Genomic DNA, 25,454 nt, shown 5'->3' with positions numbered 1-25,454 from the left:
ACTTGATGGATCCTGCGGAGCATGCAGGCGCGGGCTTGTTCCACCGGGCCGCCGTGGGGTTGGTGTTTCTGGAGGCCAGCGGTCGCATCCATGCGGCCAATGCGCGCCTGGCAGAATGGCTGGGCTGCGCGGCGGACGACCTCCATGGTGTGCGGCTGGCCGATTGTGTGCCGCAGGGGCAGCACAAGGCGTTGATGGACGCCCTCGCGCGCTCCGGTTCGGCCGAAGTGACTCTGGAGCTTTCATTCAGGGCGCCGCACGTGGAGGACGCGACGGCGGTTGCCTGCACGCTGGTGCTGGCGCCCGACCCGGACGGGCGGCTTGCCACCATCCAGCGCCGGGCGCCGGGCGATTCGGCCGCCCAGGTCTACGAACAGACCTTTACCGCCAATGCCGCCCCGAAGCTGCTGATCAACCCGGAGGATGGCGGGATCGTCGATGTCAACCCGGCCGCGGTGGCGTTCTACGGCTATTCGGCCGAGAAGCTGAAGCGCATGCACATCCAGGACATCAATACCCTTTCGGCGGACGAGGTGCATGCGGAGATGGAGCGGGCGGCCCGCGAGGAACGCCGCTTCTTCCGCTTCCGCCACCGCATTTGCGGGGGCGAGATTCGTGATGTCGAGGTGTACTCCGGCCCAGTGGTGCTGGACGGGCACCGATACCTCTACTCGATCATTCACGACGTGTCGGAGACCCGGCGCTACGAACACGAGCTGGAGTTCTACGGCGTGGCCTTCGGTCGCCTCCCGGTGGGGGTCTACCGCAACACCCCGGGGCCGGAGGGCCGCTTTGTCCGTCTCAATCCGGCCATGGTGGAGCTGTTCGAGGCCGCCAACGAGATCGAGCTGCGCTCGACGCCGGTCCGCGAGCTCTACCGCGATCCGCTCGAGCGCGACGCGTTCAGTCGCGATCTCGAGACCTATGGGCGGGTGATCGGTCGCGAAGTGGATCTGAAGACCCTGCGGGGACGGCCCTTCCGTGCCCGGATCACCGCCTATCGGACCGAGGATGCGGATGGCCGGTTCGTGTTCGATGGGGTGATCGAGGATGTCACCGAGCTGCGGGCGGCCGAGGCCTTCCAGACGCGTCTGCTGGGCAGTCTGGCCGAAGGGGTGTTTGGGCTGGATCGCTATGGCCGCTATACCTTCCTGAACCCGGCGGCCTGCCGCCTGCTCGGTTTCGAGAGCGAAGGCGATGCCCTCGGGCGGGACGCGCATTCGACCAACCATCACACCCTGGTGGACGGGACGCCCTATCCGTCCGAGGCCTGTCCGATCTACCGCGTCCTCGAGACCGGCAAACCGCTGGAGGCCTGGGACGATCACTTCGCGCGGGCCGACGGGACCCTGTTTCCGGTGAGCGTCTTTACCGCACCCACGTTCGACGTGTCCGGGCGGGTCGACGGCGCCGTGGTCTCGTTCCAGGACCAGACCGCCCGGCATGAGCGCGAGGCGCGTCTGACCAAGGCAACCAGCCACCTGCCCGGGGCGATCTACCAGTATCGGTTGTATCCGGACGGGCGGCATGCCTTCCCGTTCGTCAGCGAAGGCGTCCAGCGGGTGTACGGGCTGTCCCCTGACCAGATCCAGGAGGATGCCGATGCGGCCTTCGCCCGGGTGAACCCCGAGGATCTTCCGCGGATCCAGGTCAGCATCCAGGAGTCGGCGCGTTCGCTGGGGCCCTGGCAGGTGCGTTTCCGCGTCCGCCACCCGATACGCGGGACGGTCTGGGTCGAGGGCCGCGCGACGCCGCAAGTCCTGCGAACGGACGGCAGCATCGTCTGGCACGGGGTGATGATCGACATTACCGAGCAGGTGGCGATGGAGGAGGCCCTGCGCGAGCGTGGCGAGGAACTGGCCGCGGCGCAGCGCATCGCGCACGTGGGGAGCTGGGTCTGGACGATCCAGGAGGATCGCACGCGCTGGTCGGACGAGGTCTATCGTATCTTCGGCCTGCGGCGGGAGGATCGGCAGGCGAACTACGCGGGTTTCCTGCAGGCCGTGCACCCGGACGACCGGGACCGCGTGGCCGCCGCGGTGGAATCGGCGCTGGAGACCGGGGATTTCGACATTCATTTCCTCGTCCTGCGGCCCGATGGCCGTGAGCGCGTGGTCCACACGCGCGGCGCGGTCGAGCGCGATACCGGGGGCAAGCCCCGACGCCTGATCGGGACGGTGCAGGACGTGACTGCTCGCCGCGCGCTGGAGGAAAATCTGCGCCGTCTGGTCGGGATCCTGGAGCACACCCCCGATGTGGTCGGCATGCACGGGCCGGACGGTAGCATGCTGTTCCTGAATGCGGGTGGGCGCGCATTGTTCGGGCTGCCACCGGCCTCCGGAGAGCCGTGGGACCCCGAGACCGGCTGGAACACACGGGGCCTGCCGGCCGAGGTGGGGTCCCTGGAGGGCGCGATCCGGCGGTTTCATCCGCCCTGGGCCGCGGACGAAATCCTGCAGGAGGCGGCCCCGGTGGCGGTGCGCGAGGGCATCTGGCAGGGCGAGACCGCCGTGCTGGATGGCGAAGGCCGCGAGGTGCCGGTGTCCCAGGTGATCATCGTTCGCCGTGATGATCACGGGCAGGTGCGGCAGATCTCGACCATCCTGCGCGACATCTCGCAACGCAAGGCCGCGGAGGATGCCCTGCGCGAGAGCGAGGCGCGTTTCCGGCAACTGGCCGGCTCCGTGAACGAGGTCTTCTGGCTGCAGGACGCTGAATCGATCCTCTACGTCAATCCGGCCTACGAGCGGGTCTGGGGATACAGCCGCGAGCACCTGTACCGCGACTCGGTCGCGATGCTGGAGGCCGTGCACCCGGAGGACCGCGCTCGGGTGGAGGCGGTGTTTCTCTCCGGGGCTTTCGGCGACGGAACGGCCGACGAGACCTTCCGCATACGGCGCCCGGACGGCGAGCAGCGCTGGGTTCGCGTCTGCCGCTACCCGATTGCGGACACCGAGGGTCGGGTGACCCGGGTGGCCGGGACGGCGGTCGATATCACCGAGCTGAAGGCCACGCAGCAGGAGCTGGAACGCAACCAGGCGGAACTCGAGCGTCAGGCCTTCTATGATCGCCTGACCGGGGTTGCCAACCGGCGGTATTTCGAAAGCCTGCTGGACCGCGAAGTCCGGCGTGCCGAGCGGTATGGACAGGGGTTCGCGCTGGTGATGTTCGATCTCGATCACTTCAAGAAGGTCAACGACACCTATGGCCATGCCACCGGGGATGTGGTGTTGCAGGAGGTGACCCGGGTCGCGGGCGAGCGCCTGCGCAGCGTGGATGTGCTCGGCCGCTGGGGCGGCGAGGAGTTCATGGTCCTGCTGCCGGGCGCCGCGGCGGAGGAAGGCGCCCGGGTGGCGGAGTTGGTCCGGGCGCGCGTGGCCGGGCATGCCTTTCCCCGGGCGGGCCAGGTGACCGTGAGCCTCGGCGTGGCGGCATTCCATTCCGGCGAGCCGCGCGGCGAGCTGCTGCGGCGCGTCGACGAGGCGCTCTACCGCGCCAAGCGCGAGGGCCGCAACCGGGTGGCCCTGGCGCCGCCGCCCACCGCATGAGCGGGCGCACCGAGGGAAATCCGGGTGGCGCATAGTGGCCGGCGTGGCCTGAACCGGGTGCTGCATGCCTTTGGGTATTCCTGGCGCGGGCTGCGCGAAGCGTATCAACACGAGTCGGCGTTCCGTCAGGAGCTGGCGCTGCTCGCGGTATTGCTGCCGCTGGCGATCTGGTTGGGCGAGAGCGGGGTGGAGCGGGCACTGCTGGCCGGCAGTGCCTTGTTGATCCTGGTGGTGGAACTGCTGAACTCGGCGGTGGAGGCGGCAATCGACCGGTTTGGCGACGAGCGCCATCCGCTGTCGGCGCGCGCCAAGGACATGGCCTCGGCCGCGGTGCTGGTCAGCTTCCTCCTGGCAGCACTGGTGTGGGGGCTGATCCTGCTCTGACCGCGGTGGGGCATCCGGGCCTTTTCCCTTCGGTCACCCCGGCCGAAGCGAAGCGCAGAGCCGGGATATCCGGCCTTGGGGGCTGTCCCGGCGTGGGAGATCCCGGATAACCGCTACGCGGTTTCCGGGGTGACGGCACAGGAGGGTGGGGCGGCGATGCGCGGCTTCCGGAGGTGGGGCCGCGTGTCCGTCAGGAGCCGTTATGTGCCATGCAGTCGGTGAAGCCGTCCGCCATACCCTGCATCAGCAGGAACCAGGCATCGGGGCCAGGCTCCAGCTCCGCGCCGATGGGGTCGAGCATGCCGAGCCGGGTGCCGGTACCCTCGGCCACGGTTTCCGCCAGCGCCGGGCGAAACTGCGGTTCGGTGAACAGGCAGGCGACATCGCCCTGTGCCAGACGGCCGCGCAGTTCGGACAGCCGGCGGGCCCCGGGCATGCGCGAGGGATCGACGCTGATGGAGCCGGCCGCGTTCAGGCCATAGTGCTGCTCGAAGTACTGGTAGGCGTCGTGAAACACCATGAAGCGCTGGTCGCGTACCGGGGCCAGTTGCTCGGCGATCGTGGCGTCCAGCTCGTCGATGCGCTGGAGCAGGCCGTCCCGGTTGTCCCGGATCGTTGCGGCCTGTTCCGGATCGAGTTCCGCGAGGCGCTCCGCGAGTTGTTCGACGATGGCACGTGCGACGGCCGGCGACAGCCACAGGTGGCTGTCGTAATCGCCATGTGCATGCCCGTGCCCGTCGTCATGCGCGGCGTGTCCATGATCATCCGAGCCGTGAGCAGCGTGGTCGTGCGCGTGCGCGTGGTCCGCGTGTCCGTTGTGATCGTCGTGGGCATGATGGTCATGTCCGTGATCGCCGTGATCGCCGTGATCGCCGTGATCGTCATGCCCATGGCTGCCATCGTCGCCGTGGTCATGATGGCCTTCCCATACGCCCCCGGTGCGGCCCTCCAGAAGATCGAGATCGAGGTCGTGCATCAGGCTGATGACCGTCGCGCGGTCGGCGATCCCGTGCAGCGAGCGCTCCAGAAAGCCCTCGAGCTCCGGACCGACCCAGACCACCAGGTCGGCCTGCTGCAGGCGCCGTGCCTCGGAGGGACGCATGGAATAGCCGTGGGGCGAGGCGCTGGCCGGCACCAGCAGTTCCACCTCGTGGGTGTCGCCGGCCAGCGCGGCAACCAGACTGTGAATCGGTAGAATCGATGCGACGATGCGCGGGCTGTCGGCCTGCGCGGGCGTGGCCACCGTCACCAGAAACGCCAGGGCCAGGAGCAGGGCGAGGAAGGTCGGGCGGCGGGCAGCAGAGCGCATGGGCGGATTCTCCATCGGATTCAATAACGTTATAGTATACCAATATGAATCGCGAAACCCCTTCCCCGCACACGCAACCGGCGACGGATGCCTCGCCGTTGCTGGCCGCCCGCGACGTCTCGCTGGAACGCGGCGGGCGGGTGATCCTGGATCATGTCTCGGTCCAGGTGCGGCCGGCCGAGGTGACCGTGGTGATCGGCCCCAACGGGGCGGGCAAGACCTCGCTGTTGCGAGTGCTGCTGGGACTGTGGAAGCCGGGACACGGCGGGGTACAACGCCGGCGCGGGCTGCGCATTGGCTACATGCCCCAGCGCCTGCAGATCGAGCCGGTGCTGCCGTTGTCGGTGCGGCGTTTTCTGACGCTGCGCCAGCGGGCCCCGGAGGCCGTCCTGCGCGAAGGCCTGGAGCGGGTCGGCGTGCCGCATCTGCTGCACAAGCCGGTGCAGTCGCTTTCCGGCGGCGAGATGCAGCGGGTGCTGCTGGCGCGCGCCCTGCTCAATCGCCCGAACCTGCTGGTGCTGGACGAGCCCGCCCAGGGGGTGGATATTGTCGGCCAGGGCGAGGTGTTCAAGCTGATCGATGACATCCGCCACGAGACCGGCTGCGGGGTGCTGATGGTGTCGCACGACCTGCACCTGGTGATGGCCGGGGCCGATGCGGTGATCTGCCTGAACCAGCATGTATGCTGCACGGGTCGGCCGGAGGAGGTTTCGCGGCATCCCGAGTACCAGCGCCTGTTCCCGGAGACGGACATGCAGGGGATTGGCGTCTACCGGCACGATCACGACCATGTGCACGATGTGGCCGGGGATGTGCACGAACATCACGCCGGCTGCGGCCATGCCCACCGGCCCGGTCCTGGGGGCGATTCCCGATGATGGATGGCCTGCTCGACGATTTCCTGATTCGTGCCCTCCTGGCGGGGCTGATGGTGGCCGCCGTCGCGGGGCCGCTGGGGGCCTTCGTGGTCTGGCGCCGCATGGCCTATTTCGGCGATACCGTGTCCCATTCGGCGCTGCTGGGCGTCGCCCTCGGGGTACTCCTGGGGCTGAACCTGAACCTGATGGTCACGATCGTGTGCGTGGCCATCGCCATCCTGCTGGTACTGCTGCAGCGGCGGCAGGAACTGGCCTCGGACACCCTGCTCGGGATTCTCGCGCACAGTTCGCTGTCGTTGGGGATCGTCGCCGTTACCTTTATCGAGGGGTTGCGGGTGGATCTGATGGCCTACCTGTTCGGTGACATCCTCGCGGTGGGCACCAACGACTTGATGTCCATCGCGATCGGCGGGGGCGTGGCGTTGCTGCTGCTGATCCTGCTGTGGCGCCCGCTGCTGGCGCTGACGGTGCACGAGGAGCTCGCCCAGGTGGAGGGTGTGCCGGTACTGCTGGTGCGGCTGGGCCTGATGCTGCTGATCGCACTGGTGATCGCGGCGGCGATGCAGGTGGTCGGCGTGCTGCTGATCACGGCGCTGATGATCATCCCGGCGGCCAGTGCCCGGCGCTTTGCGGCCACCCCCGAGCAGATGGCGATCCTCGCCGGCATCATCGGCATGCTGGCCGTGGGGGCCGGGCTGTGGGGCTCCTTCCAGTACGACACCCCGACCGGCCCGACCATCGTGGTCGCCGCGATGCTGGGCTTCATCCTGGTCCACCTGCTGCCCGGCCGCCTGATCCCCCACTTTGGCGGGCGCTGACAACACCGTTCTTCACTACGAAGCGCACGAAGGCACGAAGAACGGGCTAAGGATCCGGGCGATTGTGCACCCTAGGGGGCACAGAGAAAGATTCTTCCTGATTAGCCACGAGGGTCAGCCAGTCAGGGGGATCGTCCAGGGGCGCAAATAGCCCGCCGCAGGTCGCTTTAATCCGGGCCTTTCTGGAATGTCACCGTCCCCGGCCCTTGCCCCTGTACTGTCATCCCGGCCGCAGCGAAGCGAAGAGCCGGGATCTCCCCCGTCGGGGCAACCCCGGCCGCCGTGATCCCGGATAACCGCTACGTGGTTTCCGGGATCACGAAGTAGGAGGGGCGTGGAGCCCTGGGGCGTGTACCACTGCGTTCCAGGGCCACCTTCGGCCGCCGGGTGCTGTACACACCCGGGCCCGCACGGTCCCTGGACGGCGCCGGGTCGCGTTCAGCGGCGGCGTTCGAGGCGTTCGAAGGTGAAGGGGCAGGCGTGGCGTTCGTCGGCTTCGTGGTGCTCGGACCAGACGACGTCCCAGTCCGTGGGGTCGAGGGCGGGGAAGAAGGTGTCGCCGGCATGGCACTCGTGCACCCGGGTCAGGTGCAGCACGTCGGCGCGCGGCAGGGTCTCCTCGAACAGGCCGGCGCCGCCGATCACGAAGGCGGGGCCGGCCTCGATGGTGGCCAGCGCCGCATCCAGATCGCGATAGACCTCGACACCCTCCGCTTGCCAGTCCGCCTGGCGCGTCAGCACCAGGTTGCGGCGATTCGGCAGCGGCCGTCCGATGGATTCGAAGGTGCGCCGACCCATGATCATCGGGTGACCGGCAGTCATTCGCTTGAAGTGCTGCAGGTCCTTCGGCAGGTGCCAGGGCAGGTCGTTGTCGCGCCCGATCACGTGATCCGGATCGAGCGCGACCATCAGATGAATCTCGGGCTGGGGCATGGGGACTCCGGGAACGCTCAGATCGCGATGGGGGCCTTGATCGGGGGGTGGGACTCATAGTCTCGCACCTCGATGTCGTCGAAGGTGAAGGCGAACAGGTCGGTGACGTCCGGGTTCAGGTGCAGGGTTGGCAGCGGCAGCGGTTCGCGCCCGAGCAGTTCTTCGACCTGCTCCTGGTGGTTGCGGTAGAGGTGGGCGTCGCCGAAGGTATGGACGAACTCGCCGGGCTTCAGGCCCACCACCTGCGCGAGCATGTGGGTCAGCAGGGCGTAGCTGGCGATGTTGAACGGCACCCCGAGAAACACATCCGCGCTGCGCTGGTAGAGCTGGCAGGACAGGCGATCGTCGGCCACGTAGAACTGGAACAGGGTGTGGCAGGGCGCCAGGGCCATGCGCCCAGCCTCCGCGTTGGCCTGTGGCGAGATGGATTCGTCCGGCAGGTCGGCCACGTTCCAGGCACTGATGATGTGGCGCCGGGAGTGGGGGCGGTTCCTCAGGTTGTCGATCAGTTCGGCAAGCTGGTCGTGGCCGGCCCAGTTGCGCCACTGCGCGCCGTAGACGGGACCCAGGTCGCCGGCCGCGGTGGCCCACTCGTCCCAGATGCGGACCTTGTGCTCGCGCAGGTAGCCGACATTGGTATCACCGGCGATGAACCACAGCAGTTCGTGGATTACCGAGCGCAGATGGGTTCGCTTGGTGGTGACCAGCGGGAAGCCGTCCGCCAGGTCGAAGCGCATCTGGTAGCCGAATACCGAGCGCGTGCCGGTACCGGTGCGGTCCGGGCGGTCCGTGCCGTGGTCGCGGATGTGCCGCACCAGGTCCAGGTATTGCTGCATCTCAGGCGGTCTCCGGGGCCGGGCGGGGTGCGGGCAGGGGGTTGCGCCGCGACCAGACGATCAGGGTAACGCCGAACAGGATCACCGGCAGGGTCAGGACCTGTCCCATGGTGAGCCAGTCGAAAGCGAGGTAGCCGAGATGGGCGTCGGGCACGCGGACGAACTCGACCGCGAAACGGAAGCTGCCGTAAAGCGTCAGGAACAGCCCGGAGATCAGTCCGGTACGCCGCGGCTGGCGCGAGACGACCCACAACACCACGAACAGCACGAGCCCTTCGAGAAAGGCCTGGTACAGCTGCGACGGATGACGGGGGATGTAGTCTGCGGCCGGGAAGACCATGGCCCAGGGCAGGTCGGTGGGTTTGCCCCACAGCTCGCCGTTGATCCAGTTGCCGATGCGCCCGGCGCCCAGGCCGATCGGGATCAGGGGTGCGATGAAGTCGGTCAGACGGAAGAACGGCTGGCCGATCTTGCGGGCGTATAGCCAGCAGGTGACCAGCACGCCGGCCAGCCCGCCGTGGAAGGCCATGCCACCCTCCCAGATGCGGAACAGGCTCAGCGGGTCGGCCAGCGTCGTGTCGAGGTTGTAGAACAGTGCATAGCCGAGCCGCCCGCCGACGACGACCCCGAGTACGCCCCAGAACAGCAGGTCACCGACCTGCCAGGGGTGCAGGGGGTCCCAGTTGCGACTGCGTGTGCGCCATACGCCCAGCGCCCAGAAGGCGACAAATCCGACCAGGTATGTCAGGCCGTACCAATACAGGGTCAGTGGGCCAATGGACAGGGCGACGGGGTCGATAAACGGGTGTGTGGGCATGGGCGCTTGCGGATGAAAAACCGGCTGCACATGCTACTCGCCCGGGCCCCGGCATGCACCTGTATGTCGCTAGCCCGATCCACCTGCAAGGAGGCCGCGCGATGAATCGACTGGCCGGGGCCAGCAGCCCGTATCTGCTGCAGCACGCCGACAATCCTGTGGACTGGTACCCCTGGGGCGAGGAGGCGCTGGAGCGCGCCCGCCGCGAGGACAAGCCGATCCTGCTCTCGATTGGCTACTCTGCCTGCCACTGGTGCCACGTGATGGCGCACGAGTCCTTCGAGCACTCGGACACCGCCGCGGTGATGAACGAACGCTTCGTCAACATCAAGGTGGACCGCGAGGAGCGCCCGGACCTCGACCGCATCTACCAGAACGCGCACATGCTGCTGTCGCAGCGCCCCGGAGGCTGGCCGCTGACCGTCTTCCTGACCCCGGACCAGGTGCCGTTTTTTGCTGGGACCTACTTCCCGAACACCCCGCGCCACGGCCTGCCATCGTTCGTGGACCTGATGACCCGGGTGTCCGATTTCCTCGCCGAGCACCCCGAGGAGATCCAGCGCCAGAACGACTCGTTGCAGCAGGCACTGGGGCGGATCTACAGCCCGGCCGGTGGCGCGATCCCGGCCCTCAGTGTCATCGACAAGGGGCGCGCCGAACTGGCGAAGACCTTCGACGAGCAGTTCGGCGGTTTCGGTGACGCCCCCAAGTTCCCGCACCCAGCCTCGCTCGAGTGGCTGGCCTGGCACTCGGCGCGCCATGGCGATGCCGAGGCGGAGCGCATGCTGGCCCGCACGCTGGATGCGATGGCCGCCGGCGGGATCTTCGATCAGGTGGGCGGTGGCTTTTGCCGCTACTCGGTGGATGCCCGCTGGATGATCCCGCACTTCGAGAAGATGCTCTACGACAACGGGCCGTTGCTGGGACTGTACGCCGAGCGCGCCGCCCACGGCGACGAACGCGCGCGGCGGGTGGTGGAGCCGACGGTCGCCTGGCTGGAGCGCGAGATGCGGGATCCCTCCGGGGCCTTTTATTCGAGCCTGGACGCGGACTCCGAGGGCGAGGAAGGACGCTTCTATGTCTGGGACCCGGAGACGGTCCAGGCGCTCCTGACGGAGGACGAGTGGGCCGTCGCCAGCCGGGTCTGGGGACTCAACGGCCCGGCCAATTTCGAGGGGCGCTGGCATCTGCACGAGGTGGCGCCAGCGGCGACCGTCGCGGATGCGCTGGGGATCGACGAGGCGGAGGCGAACACGCGTCTGGACCGTGCCCGCGAACGCCTGCTCGCGGCACGCGAGGACCGGGTCCGACCGCATCGCGACGAGAAGATCCTAGGCGCCTGGAATGCCCTGATGATCTCGGGCCTGGCGCGTGCCGCGCGCGCCCTGGAGCGCCCGGAATGGTTGCGCCTGGCACGCGAGGCGATGACCGCCGTGCGCGAGCGTCTGTGGCGCGACGGCCGGTTGTACGCCAGCGTGCGCGAGGGGGCGACCGGCGCGAAGCCGCGCGCCTACCTGGACGATCACGCCCTGTTGCTGGAGGCCACGCTGGCGCTGCTGGAGGCCGAGTGGGACAGCGACCTGCTGGCCTGGGCCACCACGCTGGCCGACACCCTGTTGGAGGAATTCGAGGACCGCGAACAGGGCGGTTTCTTCTTCACCGCCCGGGATCACGAGGCACTGATCCAGCGCCCGAAGGTCTATGCCGACGATGCCATGGCGGCTGGCAACGGGACCGCCGCTCAGGTATTGCAGAAACTCGGGTTCCTGCTGTCCGAACCCCGCTACCTGGAGGCGGCCGAGCGCACGCTGGCGAACGCCGGCCCGATGGTCGAGCAGGCGCCACTGGGCCACATGAGCCTGCTGACCGCGCTGGACATCCATTACCAGGCGCCGGCCCTGGTCGTGCTGCGGGGGCCAGCCGACGAACTTCCCGCGTGGCAGCAGCGACTGCGGGTGCAGGATGCTCCGGTGTGGACCTTCGCGATTCCCGCGCCGGCCGGCGATCTGCCCGCCGCGCTCGCGGAGAAAGCCGCCCCGGAGACGGGCGTGCGGGCCTATGTCTGTCGCGGGTTGCAGTGCGCGGCCCCGGTGACCGATCCCGTTGCGCTGGAAGGTGCGCTCGACGAGGGTTGAATCGCCCGGACTCGCACCCACGGTAGAATGAGAGCCCGTGTGTAGGAGCCTGCTTGCAGGCGAATGCCCCTGCCGGCATCTGACTCTGGCCGGGGCGTTCGCCTGCAAGCAGGCTCCTGCGGGGGGTAGTCCGATTCATTGCAAAAGGGAATGTTCGAATGAGCGAGAAGAAGCTGATGGATTTCGTCGCCGAGGCGCGGAAGAACGTGAAGGAGATCGCCCCGGCGGATCTTGCCGAGAAGATGGAGAACGGCGAGGACTGGCTGGTGGTGGATGTGCGCGAGCCCTATGAGTTCGAAAAGATGCACGCGCCGAACTCCATCCTGGTTCCGCGTGGCCTGCTGGAGGGTGCGGCCGATCCCAACACCCCGCACCGCATTGATGCGCTGGTGAACGCGCGCGAGAAGCCGGTGGCCGTGATGTGCGCAACCGGCGGCCGTGCCGCGATGTCCGTGCAGCGACTGCAGGACATGGGCTTTACCAACGTGGTGAACATCGCCGGCGGTATCAAGAGCTGGGAAGGCGAGGACCTGCCGGTGGAATCCGGCGCCTACACGGGCCCGCTGCCGTAGCAGGGGCTGGCGGGGCGGGGGCAGGGGCCTCCGCCCCGAACGGTGCCGTCTTCGGGCACGGTTCCGGCGGCGGGTTCATCCGACCGTCATCGTTCCTACACGGGGCGGTCAACCACGCGGCGTAGTCTCCGGGACAGTTCAACCGGAGGTCGCCACCATGAGCGAACCGCAGCTGTCCCCAGCTACACCGATCGCGGCAAACGAAACCGCCTACCGCATCCACCTCGCGTCCAGCCCGTCGGAGCTCGAGGCGGCCCAGCGCCTGCGCCACGAGGTCTTCGCTGGCGAGATGGGGGCTGCGCTTCCGGATGCTGGATCCGGTCTGGACCGGGATCCCCTGGACCCCTTCTGTCATCACCTGCTGGTGCGCGAACGGCGCTCCGGTACGGTGGTTGCCTGCACACGCATCCTCACCGAGGAGAGCGCCAGCACGGCCGGTGGCTTCTACTCGCTGTCCGAATTCGAACTGGGCCCGTTGATGAATCTCCCGGGGAAGACCCTGGAGATCGGCCGCACCTGCGTGCGCGCGGATCATCGTCAGGGGGCCGCGATCAACGCGCTGTGGACCGGCCTGGCGCGGTTCATGAACGCCCATCGTTACGACTACCTGATGGGCTGTGCGAGCCTGCCATTGAGCGAGCAGACGCCGGCCCAGCTGGCCTGGCTACGCCTGTTCCATCGAGCCCCGTCACGTCTGCGGGTGACGCCGCGTCGGCCGCTGCCTAATTCCCTGACCATCTGCCATGGCACACCCAGCCGTACCGGGCTGCCGCCGTTGCTGAAAGCCTACCTTCGCCTGGGTGCCCGGGTCTGCGGCGAGGCCTGTTTCGATCCCGATTTCAATGTGGCCGACGTGCTTGTCCTGCTGGATGTGCGCGCCATGCCGGACCGTTACCATCGGCACTTCATGGGCGCTATGACGCCCGCAAGCCGAGGAACGGAGCATGACCGGAACACTGCGGGCACTGGGTAGGCTGATGCGCATCGTGCTGCACATGCTGGCGGGGGTCTGGCTGACCTGGAGGATGGTCCGCCGGGGGGCCGATTTCGCGGAACGCAGCCGCATCCGCCGCGCCTGGTACGACCGCGCGCTGTGGATCGTGGGGGTGCGGCTCCGGATCCATGGCGAGGAACCCCGGCGTACATCACTGGTGGTGGCCAACCATGTCTCCTGGCTGGATATCCCGCTGATCGGCGCCGCGATGGACACCTGTTTCCTCTCCAAGGCGGAGATCGCACGTTGGCCGATCATCGGCTGGCTCGGTCGTCAGCATGACACCCGCTTTATCGAACGCGGGGCCAATCAGGCGTCGGCCCACTTCGAGGCGATGCGGGCCGGGCTCGACGAGGGCCTGCAGTTCGTGGTGTTCCCGGAAGGCACGACCAGCCGCGGCGAGTTCGTACGCCGGTTTCATCCGCGACTGTTTGCGGCCGTGGCCGGCACCCAGCATCCGGTGCAGCCGGTGGCGCTGGCCTACGAAGGCATGCCGAACGGCCCGGTGCCGGTGTCCTACGCGGAAGACGATCGCCTGATCTCGAATGTCTGGAAGCTGTTGTGTCGGCGCGAGACGCACGTGGACCTGCATCTTCTGGCCCCGCTGGAATCCGCCAACCAGGATCGGCGCAGTCTGGCCGACGGCGCCCGCAGCGCCATTGTCGATGTGCTCGGCCTGCCGGTCGATCCGCCTTCGGGGCGCGCAAGCGCCCGCGCCTCGTAGCGGCGGGCGGGGAGGGGGTTCACCATGTCGTCGCCGCTACACACGGAATCCCGCCGCCCCTCCCGCCCATGTCTGAACCTGGCCCTGGTGACCGAGACCTGGCCACCGGAGGTCAATGGTGTGGCCCATACCCTCGCGTGCCTGGTTGAGGGGATGCGCAGCCGCGGCCATCGCGTGCAGGTGCTGCGTCCGTGCCAGCCGGGCGAATCGAAGGCCGTCGTCGTGGACCCGCTGGAGACGGACGGTTTAATGGAGGAGCGGCCATTGCCGGGGTTGCCGCTTCCGGGCTACAGCGGTTTGCGCATGGGATTGCCGGCTCGCCGGCGCTTGACGGCGCTGTGGACCGAACACCGGCCTGACGCCGTGTATGTCGCGACCGAAGGGCCGCTTGGCCACTCGGCCCTGCGCGCGGCACGGCGCCTCGGGATCCCCGTCGCATCGGGGTTTCACACCCATTTCGATGGCTATGCCCGCTACTACGGCGTGGGCTGGCTGACACCTCTGGTGCGGGCCGTCCTGCGCCGTTTCCACAATCGCTGCGACGTAACCCTGGCCCCCACGCAGGCACTGGCCACAAGCCTTGCAGGCCATGGCTTCGAGCGCGTGCGGGTGATGGCGCGCGGCGTGGATACCCGGCACTTCACGCCGGCACGGCGATCCTCGCGCCTGCGTCGGCAATGGGGGCCCGGGCCGGTGGTCCTGTACGTCGGCCGACTGGCGCCAGAGAAGAATCTGGGTCTGGTGGTGGAGGCCTTTCGTGTGTTGCAGGAGCACGTGCCCGAGGCCCGCCTGGTACTGGTAGGCGACGGACCCTCCCGTGTCGCGCTTGAGCGGGCACACCCGGACCTGATCTTTACCGGGCAGCAGGTGGGGCAGGCCCTGGCCCAGCACTACGCCAGCGCCGACCTGTTCCTGTTCCCATCCACCTCCGAGACCTTCGGCAACGTGGTGATCGAGGCCATGGCCAGCGGACTCCCGGTGCTGGCCTTCGATACCGCGGCGGCTCACGAGCACGTGATCAGCGGCGTGAGCGGCGCCCGGGTGCGCTTTACCGGCGATGTGACGGCGGATGCCGCAGCCTTTGTCACGGCCGCCGCGGAACTCGCACAGATCCCGGAGGGGTGGAGCGAGATGGGGCGCCACGCCCGGGCGTGCGCCCGGGGCCTTGATTGGGTCGAGGTGGTCGCCGAGTTCGAAACGGTTTGTCTGGAACTGCTAGGAGAGGCGCGTGATGCGAGTCCTGCAATGGATGGATGAGTTCGAGTTGGCGGTCTGCGAGCAGTTCAACCATTACAATCGGCGACGCGTCGTCAGCGGGTTCTTTGGCTGGATCAGCCGCCTGGGCGACGGGGTCATCTGGTATGCGCTGATGCTTGCCCTGCCACTGATTCATGGGCCGCAGGCGGCCTGGGTCAGTCTGCAGATGGCGGTAGTGGGGCTGGCCTCGCTGCCGCTTTACAAGTGGCTGAAGCGGCGCACCAGCCGGCGTCGACCCTGCCATCGTGGTCGTCCGTTCGCGCGCACCGTGGACCCGCTGGACGAGTTCAGTTTCCCCTCCGGCCATACGATGCACGCGGTGGGGTTTACGTTGATCCTGGTGGCCTGGTTCCCGGTGTGGGCGTGGCTGGTCGTGCCGTTCGCGGTGCTGGTGGCCGCCTCGCGGCTGGTGCTGGCCCTGCACTACCCGAGCGATGTCGCCATGGGCGCCTTGATCGGCGCAACGGTGGCTGCGACCGTTCTTGGACTGGTCAGCCTGCTCTGACAGCCGAACCTGCGTCACCCACTTTGTAATCCCGGAAACCGCGCAGCGGTTATCCGGGATCTGGTTGAACGGCCCGGGGCGTTCCCGGAGATCCCGGCTCTCCGCTTCGCTGCGGCCGGGATGACGGGGAGAGGTTTGCTCCGGCCGGGGGGCGGTGACAGCTTCGCTCCGGCCGGGATGACGAGGAGGGCTTCACTCCGGCCGGGATGGCGGGGCGTTCAGGCCTTTCCGGGGTGATGGCCCACGGAATGCCCCGCCGGCTGTGTCCGGGGGCAGGGCGCGGCGTCAGCCGCGCAGGGCGAGCGCTTCCTCGTTGTAGGCGGCGTCGATGGTGACGATGGTCTTTTCCACCAGGCGGAAGCCCTCGACCGGGGCGTCGTCGCCCATGTATTTCAGGCGGGTCGGGCCGATGGACTTGACCGCCTCGGCCCGTTCCATGGTGGCGTCCGGGCTGTCGGAACCGGCGCCGTCCATCAGGGCGACCAGGACCTCGGCCGCGATGGGGTTGCGGTGGTCTCCGCTGCGCGCCTTTTCCAGTGACGCGGCGGGGTCGCCGTCCAGGAACACGCCGTCCATGTGTTCGTCCAGATACTGCAGCAGTTGACTTAGCGTCATGGTGTAGGTCTCCCGTTGGGTCTCGAAGCGCCGTCATCGCTCGCAGGCGATGACGGCGGCCGGTAATGGTTCAGCCTTGCTGCGCGTAGGTGGCGCGGGCGGCGGACAGCGCGCGGCCAGGGGTGACCGCGCCCATGTCGGCCAGCACGGCCTCCAGCGCGGACAGGCACAGCAGCACGTTCTTCTCGTTGGCGCCATGGCCCATCAGGCCGATGCGCCAGACCTTGCCCGCGTACGGGCCGAGTCCCGCGCCGATCTCCAGGCCGTAGCGGTTCAGTAGTTCGCCACGTACCGCGGCCTCGTCGACGCCTTCCGGCACGTGGATGGTATTCAGCTGCGGCAGGCGATGCTCGGCGTCCACCAGGAAGCTCAGGCCCATGGCCTCGAGCCCGGCGCGCAGGGCGTCGTGATGACGGTTGTGGCGCGACCAACTGTTCTCCAGGCCCTCTTCGGCCAGGATCACCAGCGATTCGTGCAGGGCGTACAGGGCGTTGATCGGCGCGGTGTGGTGGTAGGCACGCTTGCCGCCGCCGCCCCAGTAGCCCATGACCAGGTTGAGGTCGAGGAACCAGCTCTGCACCTTGTGGCTGCGTGCCTGGATGCGTTCCACCGCGCGTTCGCTAAAGCTGACCGGCGACAGCCCCGGGGTGCAGGACAGGCACTTCTGCGAGCCGGAGTAGATCGCGTCCACGCCCCAGTCGTCCACGTACAGCGGGCTGCCGGCGAGGCCCGTGACCGAGTCGACGATACTCAGGCAGTCATGCTCGCGGGCCAGGCGGCACAGCGTCTCGACATCCGAGCGCGCCCCGGTGGAGGTCTCGGCGTGCACGAAGGCCAGGATTTTCGCGTCCGGGTTGCCCTTCAGCGCGTCCTCGACCTTCTCGGGGGAGACCGGGGCGCCCCAGTCGTCCTCGACCAGGACGGCGGTACCGCCGCAGCGCTCGACGTTCTCCTTCATCCGGGTGCCGAACACGCCGTTGATGCAGACGATGACCTTGTCACCCGGTTCGACCAGGTTCACGAAGCAGGTCTCCATGCCGGCGGAACCGGGGGCGGAGACCGGCAGGGTCAGGGCGTTGTTGGTCTGGAAGGCGTACTGCAGCAGGCCCTTCATCTCCTCCATCATGCCGACAAACACCGGGTCCAGATGGCCGATGATCGGGCGGCTCATCGCGGCGAGCACGCGCGGATTCACGTCGGAGGGGCCGGGGCCCATCAGGGTGCGCTGCGGGGGGAGAAAGGATTTTGCCTGCATGGATGCGTCTACCGGATTGGAAAAGGGGGAATCTAGAGTGCTGTCGGGGCTTGGGCAAGCGCCCCTACGCACCGGCGGGAGTTGCGCCGCAGTGGCGTTCGAGCAGTGTGAGCCAGTGCTCGACCGGCGTATCGGTCCCGTACTGCAGGTGCGTCTGGCAGCCGATGTTGGCGGTCACGATGCGCGCGGGGCCGCTGGCCTCGAGGTTGTCCAGCTTGCGCTGGCGCAGACGGCCCGCCATCGCCGGCTGGAGAATGGAATAGGTTCCGGCCGAGCCGCAGCACAGATGCGGCTCGGCGACCGGCACCAGGTGGAAGCCGGCGGCCTGCAGTAGCGGTTCCACGCGGCCGGCCAGGCCCTGGCCATGTTGCAGGGTGCAGGGGGCATGCCAGGCGACGGGCGGGTGATCTGCCGGCGCCCGGATGCCGAGGCTGCGGATGGTCTGGATATCGAACAGCTCGACCGGGTCACGGACCTGCGCCGTGAAGCGGGCGGCGCGTGCGGCATACGTCGGGTCGTCGGCCAGGATGTGCGCGTAGTCGCGCAGCATCACGCCGCAGCCGCTGGCGGTGCTGACGACGGCGTCCACCCCGTTCGCAAGAATCGACTCCCAGGCGTCGAGGTTGGCCCGGACCCGCTCGCGGGTGCGCTCCGCGAACGCCAGGTGGTGTTCCACCGCGCCGCAGCAGCGGGCCTCGCCGGCCTCGACCACCTCGATGCCAAGGCGCCCGAGCAGGCCCCGGAGTGCGGCGTTGATGCGGGCGTCGATCGCATCGTGCACGCAGCCGCCGAGCAGCAGCACGCGCCCGTGGGGAAAGCCCGCCGGAGTCGCCGCGCCAATGCGGGTTGCACAGGCCCGGGCACCGTGGCGTGCGGGCACGCGGCGCTTCAGGGTGGCGGGCAGCAGTGGGCGGGCCAGGCGGCCGAGCCCCAGGGCGAGACGGAACGGCCAGCGTGCCGGCAGCGCGCGGACCAGCAGGGTGCGCAGCAGCCGATCGCGCCAGCCGCGCGGGAGGTCTTCCTCGATCACCTCCCGGCCAAAGGCGACCAGGTGGTTGTAATCGACCCCGGAGGGGCAGGTGGTCATGCAGTTGAGACAGGTCAGGCAGCGGTCCAGGTGGGTGCGGGTGGTGGTATTGGCCTCGCCGCTCTCCAGGACCTGCTTGATCTGGTAGATGCGTCCGCGCGGGCCGTCCAGCTCGTCACCCTGTTCCTGATAGGTGGGACAAGTCGCGTTGCAGAAGCCACAGTGCACGCAGGCACGCAGGGCGTCTTCGGCGATGCGCGCCGCCGGATCATTCTCGAAGCGCGGGTGCAGGCGAGTTTCCATGGCTTCAGCTCGTCGGCACGGTGCGTGGATGAGGGGTGATCAGCGGGGCGAAGAACACGCCGTCAGGGTCCAGGGCGGCGCGGACCTCGCCCTCCAGGCGCGCATGGGCCGGTGCGCGGGGGTGCAGCCAGGCCGCCCCGGCCGGATCGCCGGACCACAGGCGGGCGTGTCCGCCCGCTTGCTCGGTGGCAGCGCGCACTGCGTCCGGGGTGGCCGTGGAGCGCAGCCAGCGCTCGCCGCCGCCCCAGTTGAGCAGCCATTCGCCGGGCAGATCCAGCGGCGGGGTGGCGGGCGGCAGGCTCAGACGCCACAGGCGCTCGCCGCGGGCCATGGGTCGGGTGAGGAACGGCAGGTGCCGATCGCGCAGTTGCGCCCAGAAGGTCGGGCCGTCGATATCCGGTGCTGCGCCCAGGCGTTCGGCGGCCTCCTGCACGGCCTCCTGGCCACCGCCCAGGCGGATGTGGCCGATACCGTCAGCCCAGGCCAGGCCCGAGAACGGCAGGGCGGTACGGCCCCAGTCGCGCGCCTGCTCGATGAAGGCCGCGGCGGAGCTCTCCTGGCGCAGCCAGGCCTGGTAGGCGGGGGCGGGCAGCAGCTTGAAGCTGACCTCCAGCAGCAGGCCCAGGCTGCCGAGGCTGCCGGCCATCAGCCGCGAGACGTCGAAGCCGGCGACGTTCTTCATCACTTCGCCGCCGAAGCGCAGGATCTCGCCGCGACCGTTGACGATGCGGGTGCCAAGCACGGCGTCGCGCAGGCTGGCGGTCCAGGGGCGGCGGGCACCGGACAGGCCCAGGGCCACCATGCCGCCCACGGTGCTGGACGGCGTGGGCATGGCCGGTTCGAAGGGCAGCATCATGTCCACCTCTTCCAGCGCGGCCTGCAGTTCCATCACCGGCGTGCCGGCGCGCACGGTCACCACCAGCTCGCTGGGTGCGAGGTTGACGATGCCGTGATGGCCGCTGGCCTCCAGTGGCTGGACATCCGGTTGGAAGCCCGTGGGGAAGGCACGCGCGCGCTGACTGCCGCCGCCGGCAATCGCCAGGCGGTGCCCGGCGGCGACGGCCGTCCGGATGCGCTCGGCCAGCCCGGCGGACTGGTCGGTTCCAGTATCCATAGGTGTGCTCGCGAAGCTGGGGACTAGCCAGTCTCGAGGGTCAGGCGCACGCGCTCCAGACGATGGCGTACCTCGCCGGCCAGGTCTTCGACACCGGGTTTGTCGACCAGCCCCATGACCGCGACCGGGTCCATGAAGCCGACCGTGCAGGTGCCGTTCTCGTTGTCCTGCACCAGCACGTTGCAGGGCAGCAGAAGGCCGATGTTGGGGTCGGCCTCGACGGCCTGGCGTGCAAGGTTCGGGTTGCAGGCGCCGAGGATGCGGTAGGGGCGATGCTCCAGATCCAGTTTCTTCTTGAAGGCCGCAGCGACGTCGATATCGCTGAGGATGCCGAAGCCCTCCTCGCCGAGGGCGGCCGTGGTCTGCGCGATCACGTCCTCGATGCCGCCCTTCACGATGACATTGAAGCCGTAGTTGGGTTGTTCCATTGCGGTGTACTCCGATTGCGGTTCGTGGTTACGCCGAAAGGGCGGGGGTGTCGGCGGAAGGGCCGCGCCCCGGCGGTTCCGCGCGTCGGCGCTGATTCCAGACTACCAGCAGTCCCAGCGCCAGGGCCGGAAGGTAGAACCAGTATGGGCTGGGGCGCTCGGTCGGCACCAGCACGCCGGTGATGGTCCAGCCACCCTCCAACCCTACTCGGCCGGCCGGGCTGCCGAAAGCGACCGTCTGGATCTGTGCCTTCTGGTCGTCCGGGTCGAAGCGGACGTCCAGCCCGGCGTCGGCCAGACGCTCGCGCGGGGCCAGGTCGGGGTCGCCCAGGGGGAACATCACCGTGCGGGTGATCTCGCGGCCCTCCAGGTCGATGCCGGTGGCCTCCAGGCGCAGCGAGTCGCGGTCCGGGATGGTCTCGACGACCTCGAGCAGGGTCTCCGCCGGCTGGTGCTGATAGGGAGCCGCGATGCGGTCCATCAGCACGGTCGGGACCAGCAGCACGAAGGCGACTGCCATCAACGCGGCGGACTCCCAGTAGCGGCTGCGGGTCAGGAACCAGCCCTGGGTGGCCGCGGTAAAGGCGAGGATGCCGGCCAGCGAGCCGAGGAAGACCAGCGCCAGCTGGAACACGTTGTCCACCCCGATCAACAGCAACTGGCTGTTGAAGATGAAGAAGAACGGCAACGCGATGGTGCGCAGGCTGTAGGCGAAGGCCTGGATCCCGGTGCGGATCGGGTCGGCCTTGGCGATCGCCGCGCCGGCAAAAGAGGCCAGGCCCACCGGTGGCGTCACGTCGGCCATGATGCCGAAATAGAACACGAACAGGTGGGCCGCGATCAGCGGGATCAGGATGTCGTGCTGCGCGCCCAGATCGACGATGATCGGGGCCATCAGGGTCGCCACAATGATGTAGTTCGCGGTGGTCGGCAGGCCCAGGCCAAGGACCAGGCTGATCACTGCGGTCAGTACCAGCACCAGCAGCAGGTTGCCGCCGGACAGGGTATCGACCAGGTCGGTCAGCACCAGCCCGACGCCGGTCATCGCGACCGTGCCGACGATGATCCCGGCCGCGGCGGTGGCCAGGCCGATACCGATCATGTTGCGCGCGCCGGTCTCGAAGCCCTGGAACAGTTCCCAGACCCCGACCCACGCGGCTTGCAGGAGACGCCCCTGGCGCCGGAACAGGGCCACCAGCGGGCGCTGGGTCAGCACGATGAAGATCATGAATGCCACCGCCCAGAACGCCGCCAGCCCCGGCGACAGGCGTTCGACCACCAACGCCCAGACCAGCACCACCAGCGGCAGCAGGTAGTGCAGCCCGCTCAGGACCGTGGGGGCGACCCGCGGCAGCGGGCGTTCGGTATCCAGGGCCTCCGGGTCCGGCTCGCGCGCGACGATCCAGACCAGTACCAGGTAGGTGGCGAACAACAGGCCGGCGATGATCCAGGCCGCGGCATCCCCGGCGACGATCTTGATCCAGCCCAGACCCCAGTACACCGCACCCGCCAGGATAATCAGGCTGGCCACGGTCAGGGCGAAGCTGATCAGGCGCCCGCGCCAGGTCGTCACGGTGGCGCGCTGGAGGCCCTCCATGCCGTTCTTGCAGGCCTCCAGGTGGACGATGTAGATCAGCGCGATATAGGCGATCAGCGCCGGCAGGATGGCGTGCTTGAGCACCTCGACATAGGGGATGCCGACGTACTCGACCATCAGGAACGCGGCGGCGCCCATCACGGGCGGCATCAGCTGCCCGTTGACCGAGCTGGCAACCTCCACGGCCCCGGCCTTGTGCGGGGCGAAGCCGACCCGTTTCATCAGCGGAACCGTGAAGGTGCCGGTAGTGACCACGTTGGCGATCGACGAGCCGGAGACCACGCCGGTCATTCCGGAGGCCAGCACCGCCGCCTTGGCCGGGCCGCCACGCAGGTGCCCGAGCAGGGCGAAGGCGACGCGGATGAAGTAGTCACCGGCCCCGGCGCGCTCCAGCAATGCGCCGAACAGCACGAACAGGAACACGAAGCTGGTGGAGACCCCCAGCGCGATGCCGAACACCCCCTCGTTGGACAGCCATTGCTGAGCCATCGCGCGCGGGTAGCTGGCGCCGCGATGGGCGATCAGGTCCGGCATCAGCGGCCCGGCGAAGGTATAGAACAGGAAGATCGCGGCGATGATGGTCAGCGCCGGGCCGAGCACCCGGCGGGTCGCCTCGAGCAGCAGGATCAGGCCGATCCCGGCCATGATCAGGTCCAGCTCGGTGGGGGCGCCGGGACGTGCCGCCAGGGCCTCGTGGAACAGGTAGAGGTACAGGGCACTGAAGGCCGCGACCGCGGCGAACACCCAGTCCCCCAGCGGCACGCGATGCACGGGGTCGTTCCCACGCAGCAGCGGCCAGGCCACGGCGACCAGGGCGATGCCGAGCGCCAGGTAGACCTCGCCCAGGCGTTCCAGGCCGAGGAACTGCCACAGCCCCAGTGCGATCAGGGCCAGCCCACCCAGGGCATAGAGGATGCCGATGGCGTGTTGCCAGCCCTTGCCGCGGGCGGTGGCGCGGACCGCCGGGAACAGCAGATAGCCGAGGAAGATCGCGAACGCCAGGTGGATCGAGCGGGCCTCGGTCTCGGAGACGACGAAGATGTCGACCCAGTCTGCGATTGGCGAGGCGATCCAGATCTGGAACAGCGACCAGGCCACGGCGGTGAGCCAGATCAGGCTGCGGGTGGCGCGGCCCGGGTGGCGGCCGCCGGTCTCCAGTTCGGCGACCTGGCGGTCATCCGGGGCGGCTGGGTCCTGGGGTCGAGTCTCAGTCATCGATCAGTCCTGCCTCGCGGAAATAGCGCTGTGCGCCGGGGTGCATGGGGGCGGACAGGCCCTCGTCCACCATGCCCTCGCGTTCGAGACCGCTGAACGCCGGGTGCAGGCCGCGGAAGGTCTCGAAGTTGTCGAACACGGCGCGGGTCAGCTCGTAGGCAGCCGTGTTCGAGGTGCGGTCCGAGGTGACCAGGGTCGCGCCCACGCCGTAGGTGCGGATGTCCTGATCCTGCCCCGGGTAGGTATCGGCGGGGATCACGGCCGTGAGGTAATAGGGCGTCGAGCGGATCAGCTCCTCGATCGCCGGGCCCTCGATGGACACCAGGCGGGCGTCGCAGGTGGCGATGGGCTCCTGGATCGCAGCCGACGGATGCCCGACCGAGAAGACGAAGGCGTCGATCCGGTTGTCGCACAGCGCCTGCGCCTGCTCGCGCGAGGGCAGTTCGCCGACGCGGCGGAAGGTGTCGTGGTCCCAGCCGAGCTTCGCCATCAGCTCTTCCATCAGGGTGCGCTGGCCGGAGCCGGGATTGCCGATGTTCACCCGCTTGCCCGGCAGGTCGTCCAGGCCCTGGATGTCCGCATCCGGGCGGACCACCAGGGTCAGTGGCTCGGGGTGCAGGCTGAACATCGCCCGCAGGTGGTCGGCGGGCCCGAAGGCCTCGAAGCGGCCGCTGCCATGATAGGCGTGGTACTGGAGATCCGACTGGGCCACGCCGAAGTCCATGTCGCCGGAACGCACCATGTTCAGGTTGAATACCGAACCGCCCGTGCTCTCCGCGGTGCAGCGCATCCCGTGGCTGTCGCGGCGGGTGTTGAACAGCCGGCACAGGTGCTGGCCGGCCGGGTAGTACACACCGGTGACGCCGCCGGTGCCGATGTTGATGAAGCGTTGTTCCGCCTGGGCCAGGGGTGCGAGCAGCAACAGGCCGAGGGCAAGCAGCCCAACGGTCAGGTGCCGGGTGCGGCGTCTCGCGGTGCGTTGGTCGGGTCGTCCTCGCATACGGGCTCCGGGGAACAGGCGATTTCGGAAGTGTAGGGAATCGCGGGCCAATGTACACGGTCGCAGCCGGCTGCCAGGGCCACCTACGTGTAGCCCCGCCGTCGGGCAGGGCGTAGTGTAGGAGGTTCACCCCAAGAGGCCCCGTTCATGTGGCTCGAGACCCGTTGTGACTTCGAGTTCGAGATCGTCGAACCCACGCCGTTTGTGCTGATGCTGCGACCGCGCAGTGGCCCGCTGCAATGGGTCGCGCGCGAGGAATATCGCCTGGTGCCGACGGCGCCGGTGTCCGAGTTCGTCGACATCTACGGCAACCTCTGCCAGCGCCTGATCGCGCCGCCAGGGACGTTCTCCATCCATACCGCGGCGGAGGTGCAGACGGCCGAGGCCCTCGACCGGGCCCCGGGCGCACCGTTTGTCGAGGTGCAGTCCCTGCCGGATGCCGTACTGAGTTATCTCCTGCCGAGCCGATTTTGCGAATCGGATCGCTTCAACCTGATGGCGACCGAAATCACTGCCGGCCAGTGGCTGGGTTACGACCAGGTGGCGGCCATCGAGCAGTGGCTGCGCGAGCGCATCGAATATCTCCCGGGGACCAGCGATATCCCGATCTCGGCCGCGGAGGTGAATCAGCGCGGGAGCGGGGTGTGTCGCGACCTGGCGCATCTCGGGATTGCACTGTGCCGCAGTCTCAGTATCCCGGCGCGCATGGTGGTCGGGTACCTGCACGGCCTGCAGCCGATGGACATGCATGCCTGGTTCGAGGCCTTCGTCGGGGGGCGCTGGTACACCTTTGATGCGACCCAGGCCGAGTTGCGGGGTGGCTACGTGGTCGTAGGCTATGGCCGTGATGCGGCCGATGTGGCGGTCTACAACCAGTTCGGCCTGCCGGTATACCCGACCCGCCACGACGTCGACGTCCGTCGAATCGAAGGGCCGAACTAAGGCGTTGGAGCAAGCGCACGCGGCCCGTTTTCCGGATGAGCGGAAGGGGTTTGTGCCTCTGGTCTTCCCGGGGTGCGGCCGGGCATCAAAGTGCCTGATCGGACTTGCGAAACACCGGTCTTGGAAGGGGGCTCGGTGGTCCGCAGCGGCCGTGTCGGGAGACGCCCGGCCTGAAAAGAAGGGCCGGATGGCGTATGATTGGCGGCCTTTTTGCGGCAGCGCCCCAAGTAGCTGGCGCGCCGAAATCC

At 68.5% G+C, this 25,454-nt stretch carries 22 protein-coding genes; 11 read left to right on the top strand and 11 right to left on the bottom strand.

Annotation, left to right across the window (positions count from 1 at the left end; genetic code table 11):
* Positions 1-5: 5 nt before the first annotated feature.
* Positions 6-3,548, top strand: a complete 3,543-nt coding sequence (locus G333_RS0110440; RefSeq protein WP_019628430.1) for a PAS domain S-box protein — start codon at positions 6-8, stop codon at positions 3,546-3,548.
* Between the two features lie 24 nt (positions 3,549-3,572).
* Positions 3,573-3,932, top strand: coding sequence for a diacylglycerol kinase (locus G333_RS0110435; RefSeq protein ID WP_018951167.1), 360 nt, complete (start codon positions 3,573-3,575; stop codon positions 3,930-3,932).
* Positions 3,933-4,122: 190 nt separating this feature from the next.
* Here the strand turns inward: G333_RS0110435 and G333_RS0110430 are convergent, their stop codons facing one another.
* Entirely contained in the window at positions 4,123-5,241 is a 1,119-nt protein-coding gene (locus G333_RS0110430; protein ID WP_019628429.1) for a zinc ABC transporter substrate-binding protein ZnuA, read from the bottom strand.
* Positions 5,242-5,285: 44 nt separating this feature from the next.
* Between G333_RS0110430 and G333_RS0110425 the strand changes: the two genes are divergently transcribed.
* The gene (locus G333_RS0110425; protein ID WP_051080807.1) at positions 5,286-6,119 is read left to right on the top strand and encodes an ATP-binding cassette domain-containing protein; all 834 of its coding nucleotides are present in this window, start codon (positions 5,286-5,288) and stop codon (positions 6,117-6,119) included.
* Positions 6,116-6,937: a zinc ABC transporter permease subunit ZnuB gene (znuB, locus tag G333_RS0110420; RefSeq protein ID WP_026287963.1), complete on the top strand. Its 822-nt coding sequence runs from the start codon at positions 6,116-6,118 to the stop codon at positions 6,935-6,937. The genes G333_RS0110425 and znuB overlap by 4 nt, the downstream gene beginning before the upstream one ends.
* Before the next feature lie 438 nt (positions 6,938-7,375).
* Here the strand turns inward: znuB and G333_RS0110410 are convergent, their stop codons facing one another.
* Genes G333_RS0110410 through lgt form a run of 3 tightly spaced genes read right to left on the bottom strand, consistent with a single transcriptional unit; the run spans position 7,376 to position 9,523 of the window.
* The gene (locus tag G333_RS0110410) at positions 7,376-7,870 is read right to left on the bottom strand and encodes a dihydrofolate reductase (RefSeq protein ID WP_019628427.1); all 495 of its coding nucleotides are present in this window, start codon (positions 7,868-7,870) and stop codon (positions 7,376-7,378) included.
* Between the two features lie 17 nt (positions 7,871-7,887).
* Complete coding sequence (locus tag G333_RS0110405) at positions 7,888-8,706, bottom strand: thymidylate synthase (protein ID WP_019568494.1); 819 nt, start codon at positions 8,704-8,706, stop codon at positions 7,888-7,890.
* Between the two features lies 1 nt (position 8,707).
* On the bottom strand, positions 8,708-9,523 hold the full coding sequence (lgt, locus tag G333_RS0110400; protein ID WP_019628426.1) for a prolipoprotein diacylglyceryl transferase: 816 nt from the start codon (positions 9,521-9,523) through the stop codon (positions 8,708-8,710).
* A 101-nt stretch (positions 9,524-9,624) separates the two neighbouring features.
* On the opposite strand from lgt, the gene G333_RS0110395 reads away from it, so the two are divergent.
* The 6 genes from G333_RS0110395 (at position 9,625) to G333_RS0110370 (ending at position 15,710) form a co-directional block, all read left to right on the top strand.
* Positions 9,625-11,658 (top strand): thioredoxin domain-containing protein, encoded by a 2,034-nt coding sequence (locus G333_RS0110395; RefSeq protein ID WP_019628425.1) that lies wholly within the window; start codon positions 9,625-9,627, stop codon positions 11,656-11,658.
* 158 nt (positions 11,659-11,816) lie between these two features.
* Positions 11,817-12,230, top strand: a complete 414-nt coding sequence (locus tag G333_RS0110390; protein WP_018146120.1) for a rhodanese-like domain-containing protein — start codon at positions 11,817-11,819, stop codon at positions 12,228-12,230.
* A 157-nt stretch (positions 12,231-12,387) separates the two neighbouring features.
* On the top strand, positions 12,388-13,203 hold the full coding sequence (locus tag G333_RS0110385) for a GNAT family N-acetyltransferase (RefSeq protein ID WP_018951172.1): 816 nt from the start codon (positions 12,388-12,390) through the stop codon (positions 13,201-13,203).
* A gap of 4 nt (positions 13,204-13,207) precedes the next feature.
* Entirely contained in the window at positions 13,208-13,948 is a 741-nt protein-coding gene (locus G333_RS0110380) for a 1-acyl-sn-glycerol-3-phosphate acyltransferase (RefSeq protein WP_018951173.1), read from the top strand.
* Positions 13,949-13,972: 24 nt separating this feature from the next.
* On the top strand, positions 13,973-15,205 hold the full coding sequence (locus tag G333_RS0110375) for a glycosyltransferase family 1 protein (RefSeq protein WP_019628424.1): 1,233 nt from the start codon (positions 13,973-13,975) through the stop codon (positions 15,203-15,205).
* Positions 15,180-15,710 (top strand): phosphatase PAP2 family protein, encoded by a 531-nt coding sequence (locus G333_RS0110370; RefSeq protein WP_026340949.1) that lies wholly within the window; start codon positions 15,180-15,182, stop codon positions 15,708-15,710. The genes G333_RS0110375 and G333_RS0110370 overlap by 26 nt, the downstream gene beginning before the upstream one ends.
* A gap of 285 nt (positions 15,711-15,995) precedes the next feature.
* Here the strand turns inward: G333_RS0110370 and G333_RS0110365 are convergent, their stop codons facing one another.
* The 7 genes from G333_RS0110365 to G333_RS0110335 all read right to left on the bottom strand — a co-directional run bounded on the left by G333_RS0110365 (position 15,996) and on the right by G333_RS0110335 (position 24,264).
* On the bottom strand, positions 15,996-16,325 hold the full coding sequence (locus G333_RS0110365) for a hypothetical protein (RefSeq protein WP_018169389.1): 330 nt from the start codon (positions 16,323-16,325) through the stop codon (positions 15,996-15,998).
* A 70-nt stretch (positions 16,326-16,395) separates the two neighbouring features.
* Positions 16,396-17,580 carry an alanine--glyoxylate aminotransferase family protein gene (locus tag G333_RS0110360; protein WP_026182143.1) on the bottom strand — a complete coding sequence of 395 codons (1,185 nt, stop codon included), beginning with the start codon at positions 17,578-17,580 and terminating at the stop codon, positions 16,396-16,398.
* Between the two features lie 64 nt (positions 17,581-17,644).
* Positions 17,645-18,910 carry a glycolate oxidase subunit GlcF gene (gene glcF / locus G333_RS0110355; protein ID WP_019628422.1) on the bottom strand — a complete coding sequence of 422 codons (1,266 nt, stop codon included), beginning with the start codon at positions 18,908-18,910 and terminating at the stop codon, positions 17,645-17,647.
* 4 nt (positions 18,911-18,914) lie between these two features.
* Positions 18,915-20,024, bottom strand: a complete 1,110-nt coding sequence (gene glcE / locus G333_RS0110350; RefSeq protein ID WP_019628421.1) for a glycolate oxidase subunit GlcE — start codon at positions 20,022-20,024, stop codon at positions 18,915-18,917.
* 23 nt (positions 20,025-20,047) lie between these two features.
* Positions 20,048-20,452 (bottom strand): DUF302 domain-containing protein, encoded by a 405-nt coding sequence (locus tag G333_RS0110345; protein WP_018146111.1) that lies wholly within the window; start codon positions 20,450-20,452, stop codon positions 20,048-20,050.
* A 28-nt stretch (positions 20,453-20,480) separates the two neighbouring features.
* Positions 20,481-23,264: a TRAP transporter permease gene (locus G333_RS0110340; RefSeq protein WP_018951179.1), complete on the bottom strand. Its 2,784-nt coding sequence runs from the start codon at positions 23,262-23,264 to the stop codon at positions 20,481-20,483.
* Positions 23,257-24,264: a TAXI family TRAP transporter solute-binding subunit gene (locus G333_RS0110335; RefSeq protein ID WP_019628420.1), complete on the bottom strand. Its 1,008-nt coding sequence runs from the start codon at positions 24,262-24,264 to the stop codon at positions 23,257-23,259. Before G333_RS0110335 ends, G333_RS0110340 begins: the two co-directional genes overlap by 8 nt.
* A 147-nt stretch (positions 24,265-24,411) precedes the next feature.
* Here G333_RS0110335 and G333_RS0110330 point away from each other — a divergent pair, with 147 nt between their 5' ends.
* The gene (locus G333_RS0110330) at positions 24,412-25,206 is read left to right on the top strand and encodes a transglutaminase family protein (protein ID WP_018146108.1); all 795 of its coding nucleotides are present in this window, start codon (positions 24,412-24,414) and stop codon (positions 25,204-25,206) included.
* The last annotated feature ends 248 nt before the right edge of the window (positions 25,207-25,454 follow it).

Origin of the sequence: Thioalkalivibrio sp. AKL10 (assembly GCF_000381845.1) — a bacterium.
GTDB lineage: Bacteria > Pseudomonadota > Gammaproteobacteria > Ectothiorhodospirales > Ectothiorhodospiraceae > Thioalkalivibrio > Thioalkalivibrio versutus.
This window is presented reverse-complemented; position numbering and strand designations above follow the sequence as displayed.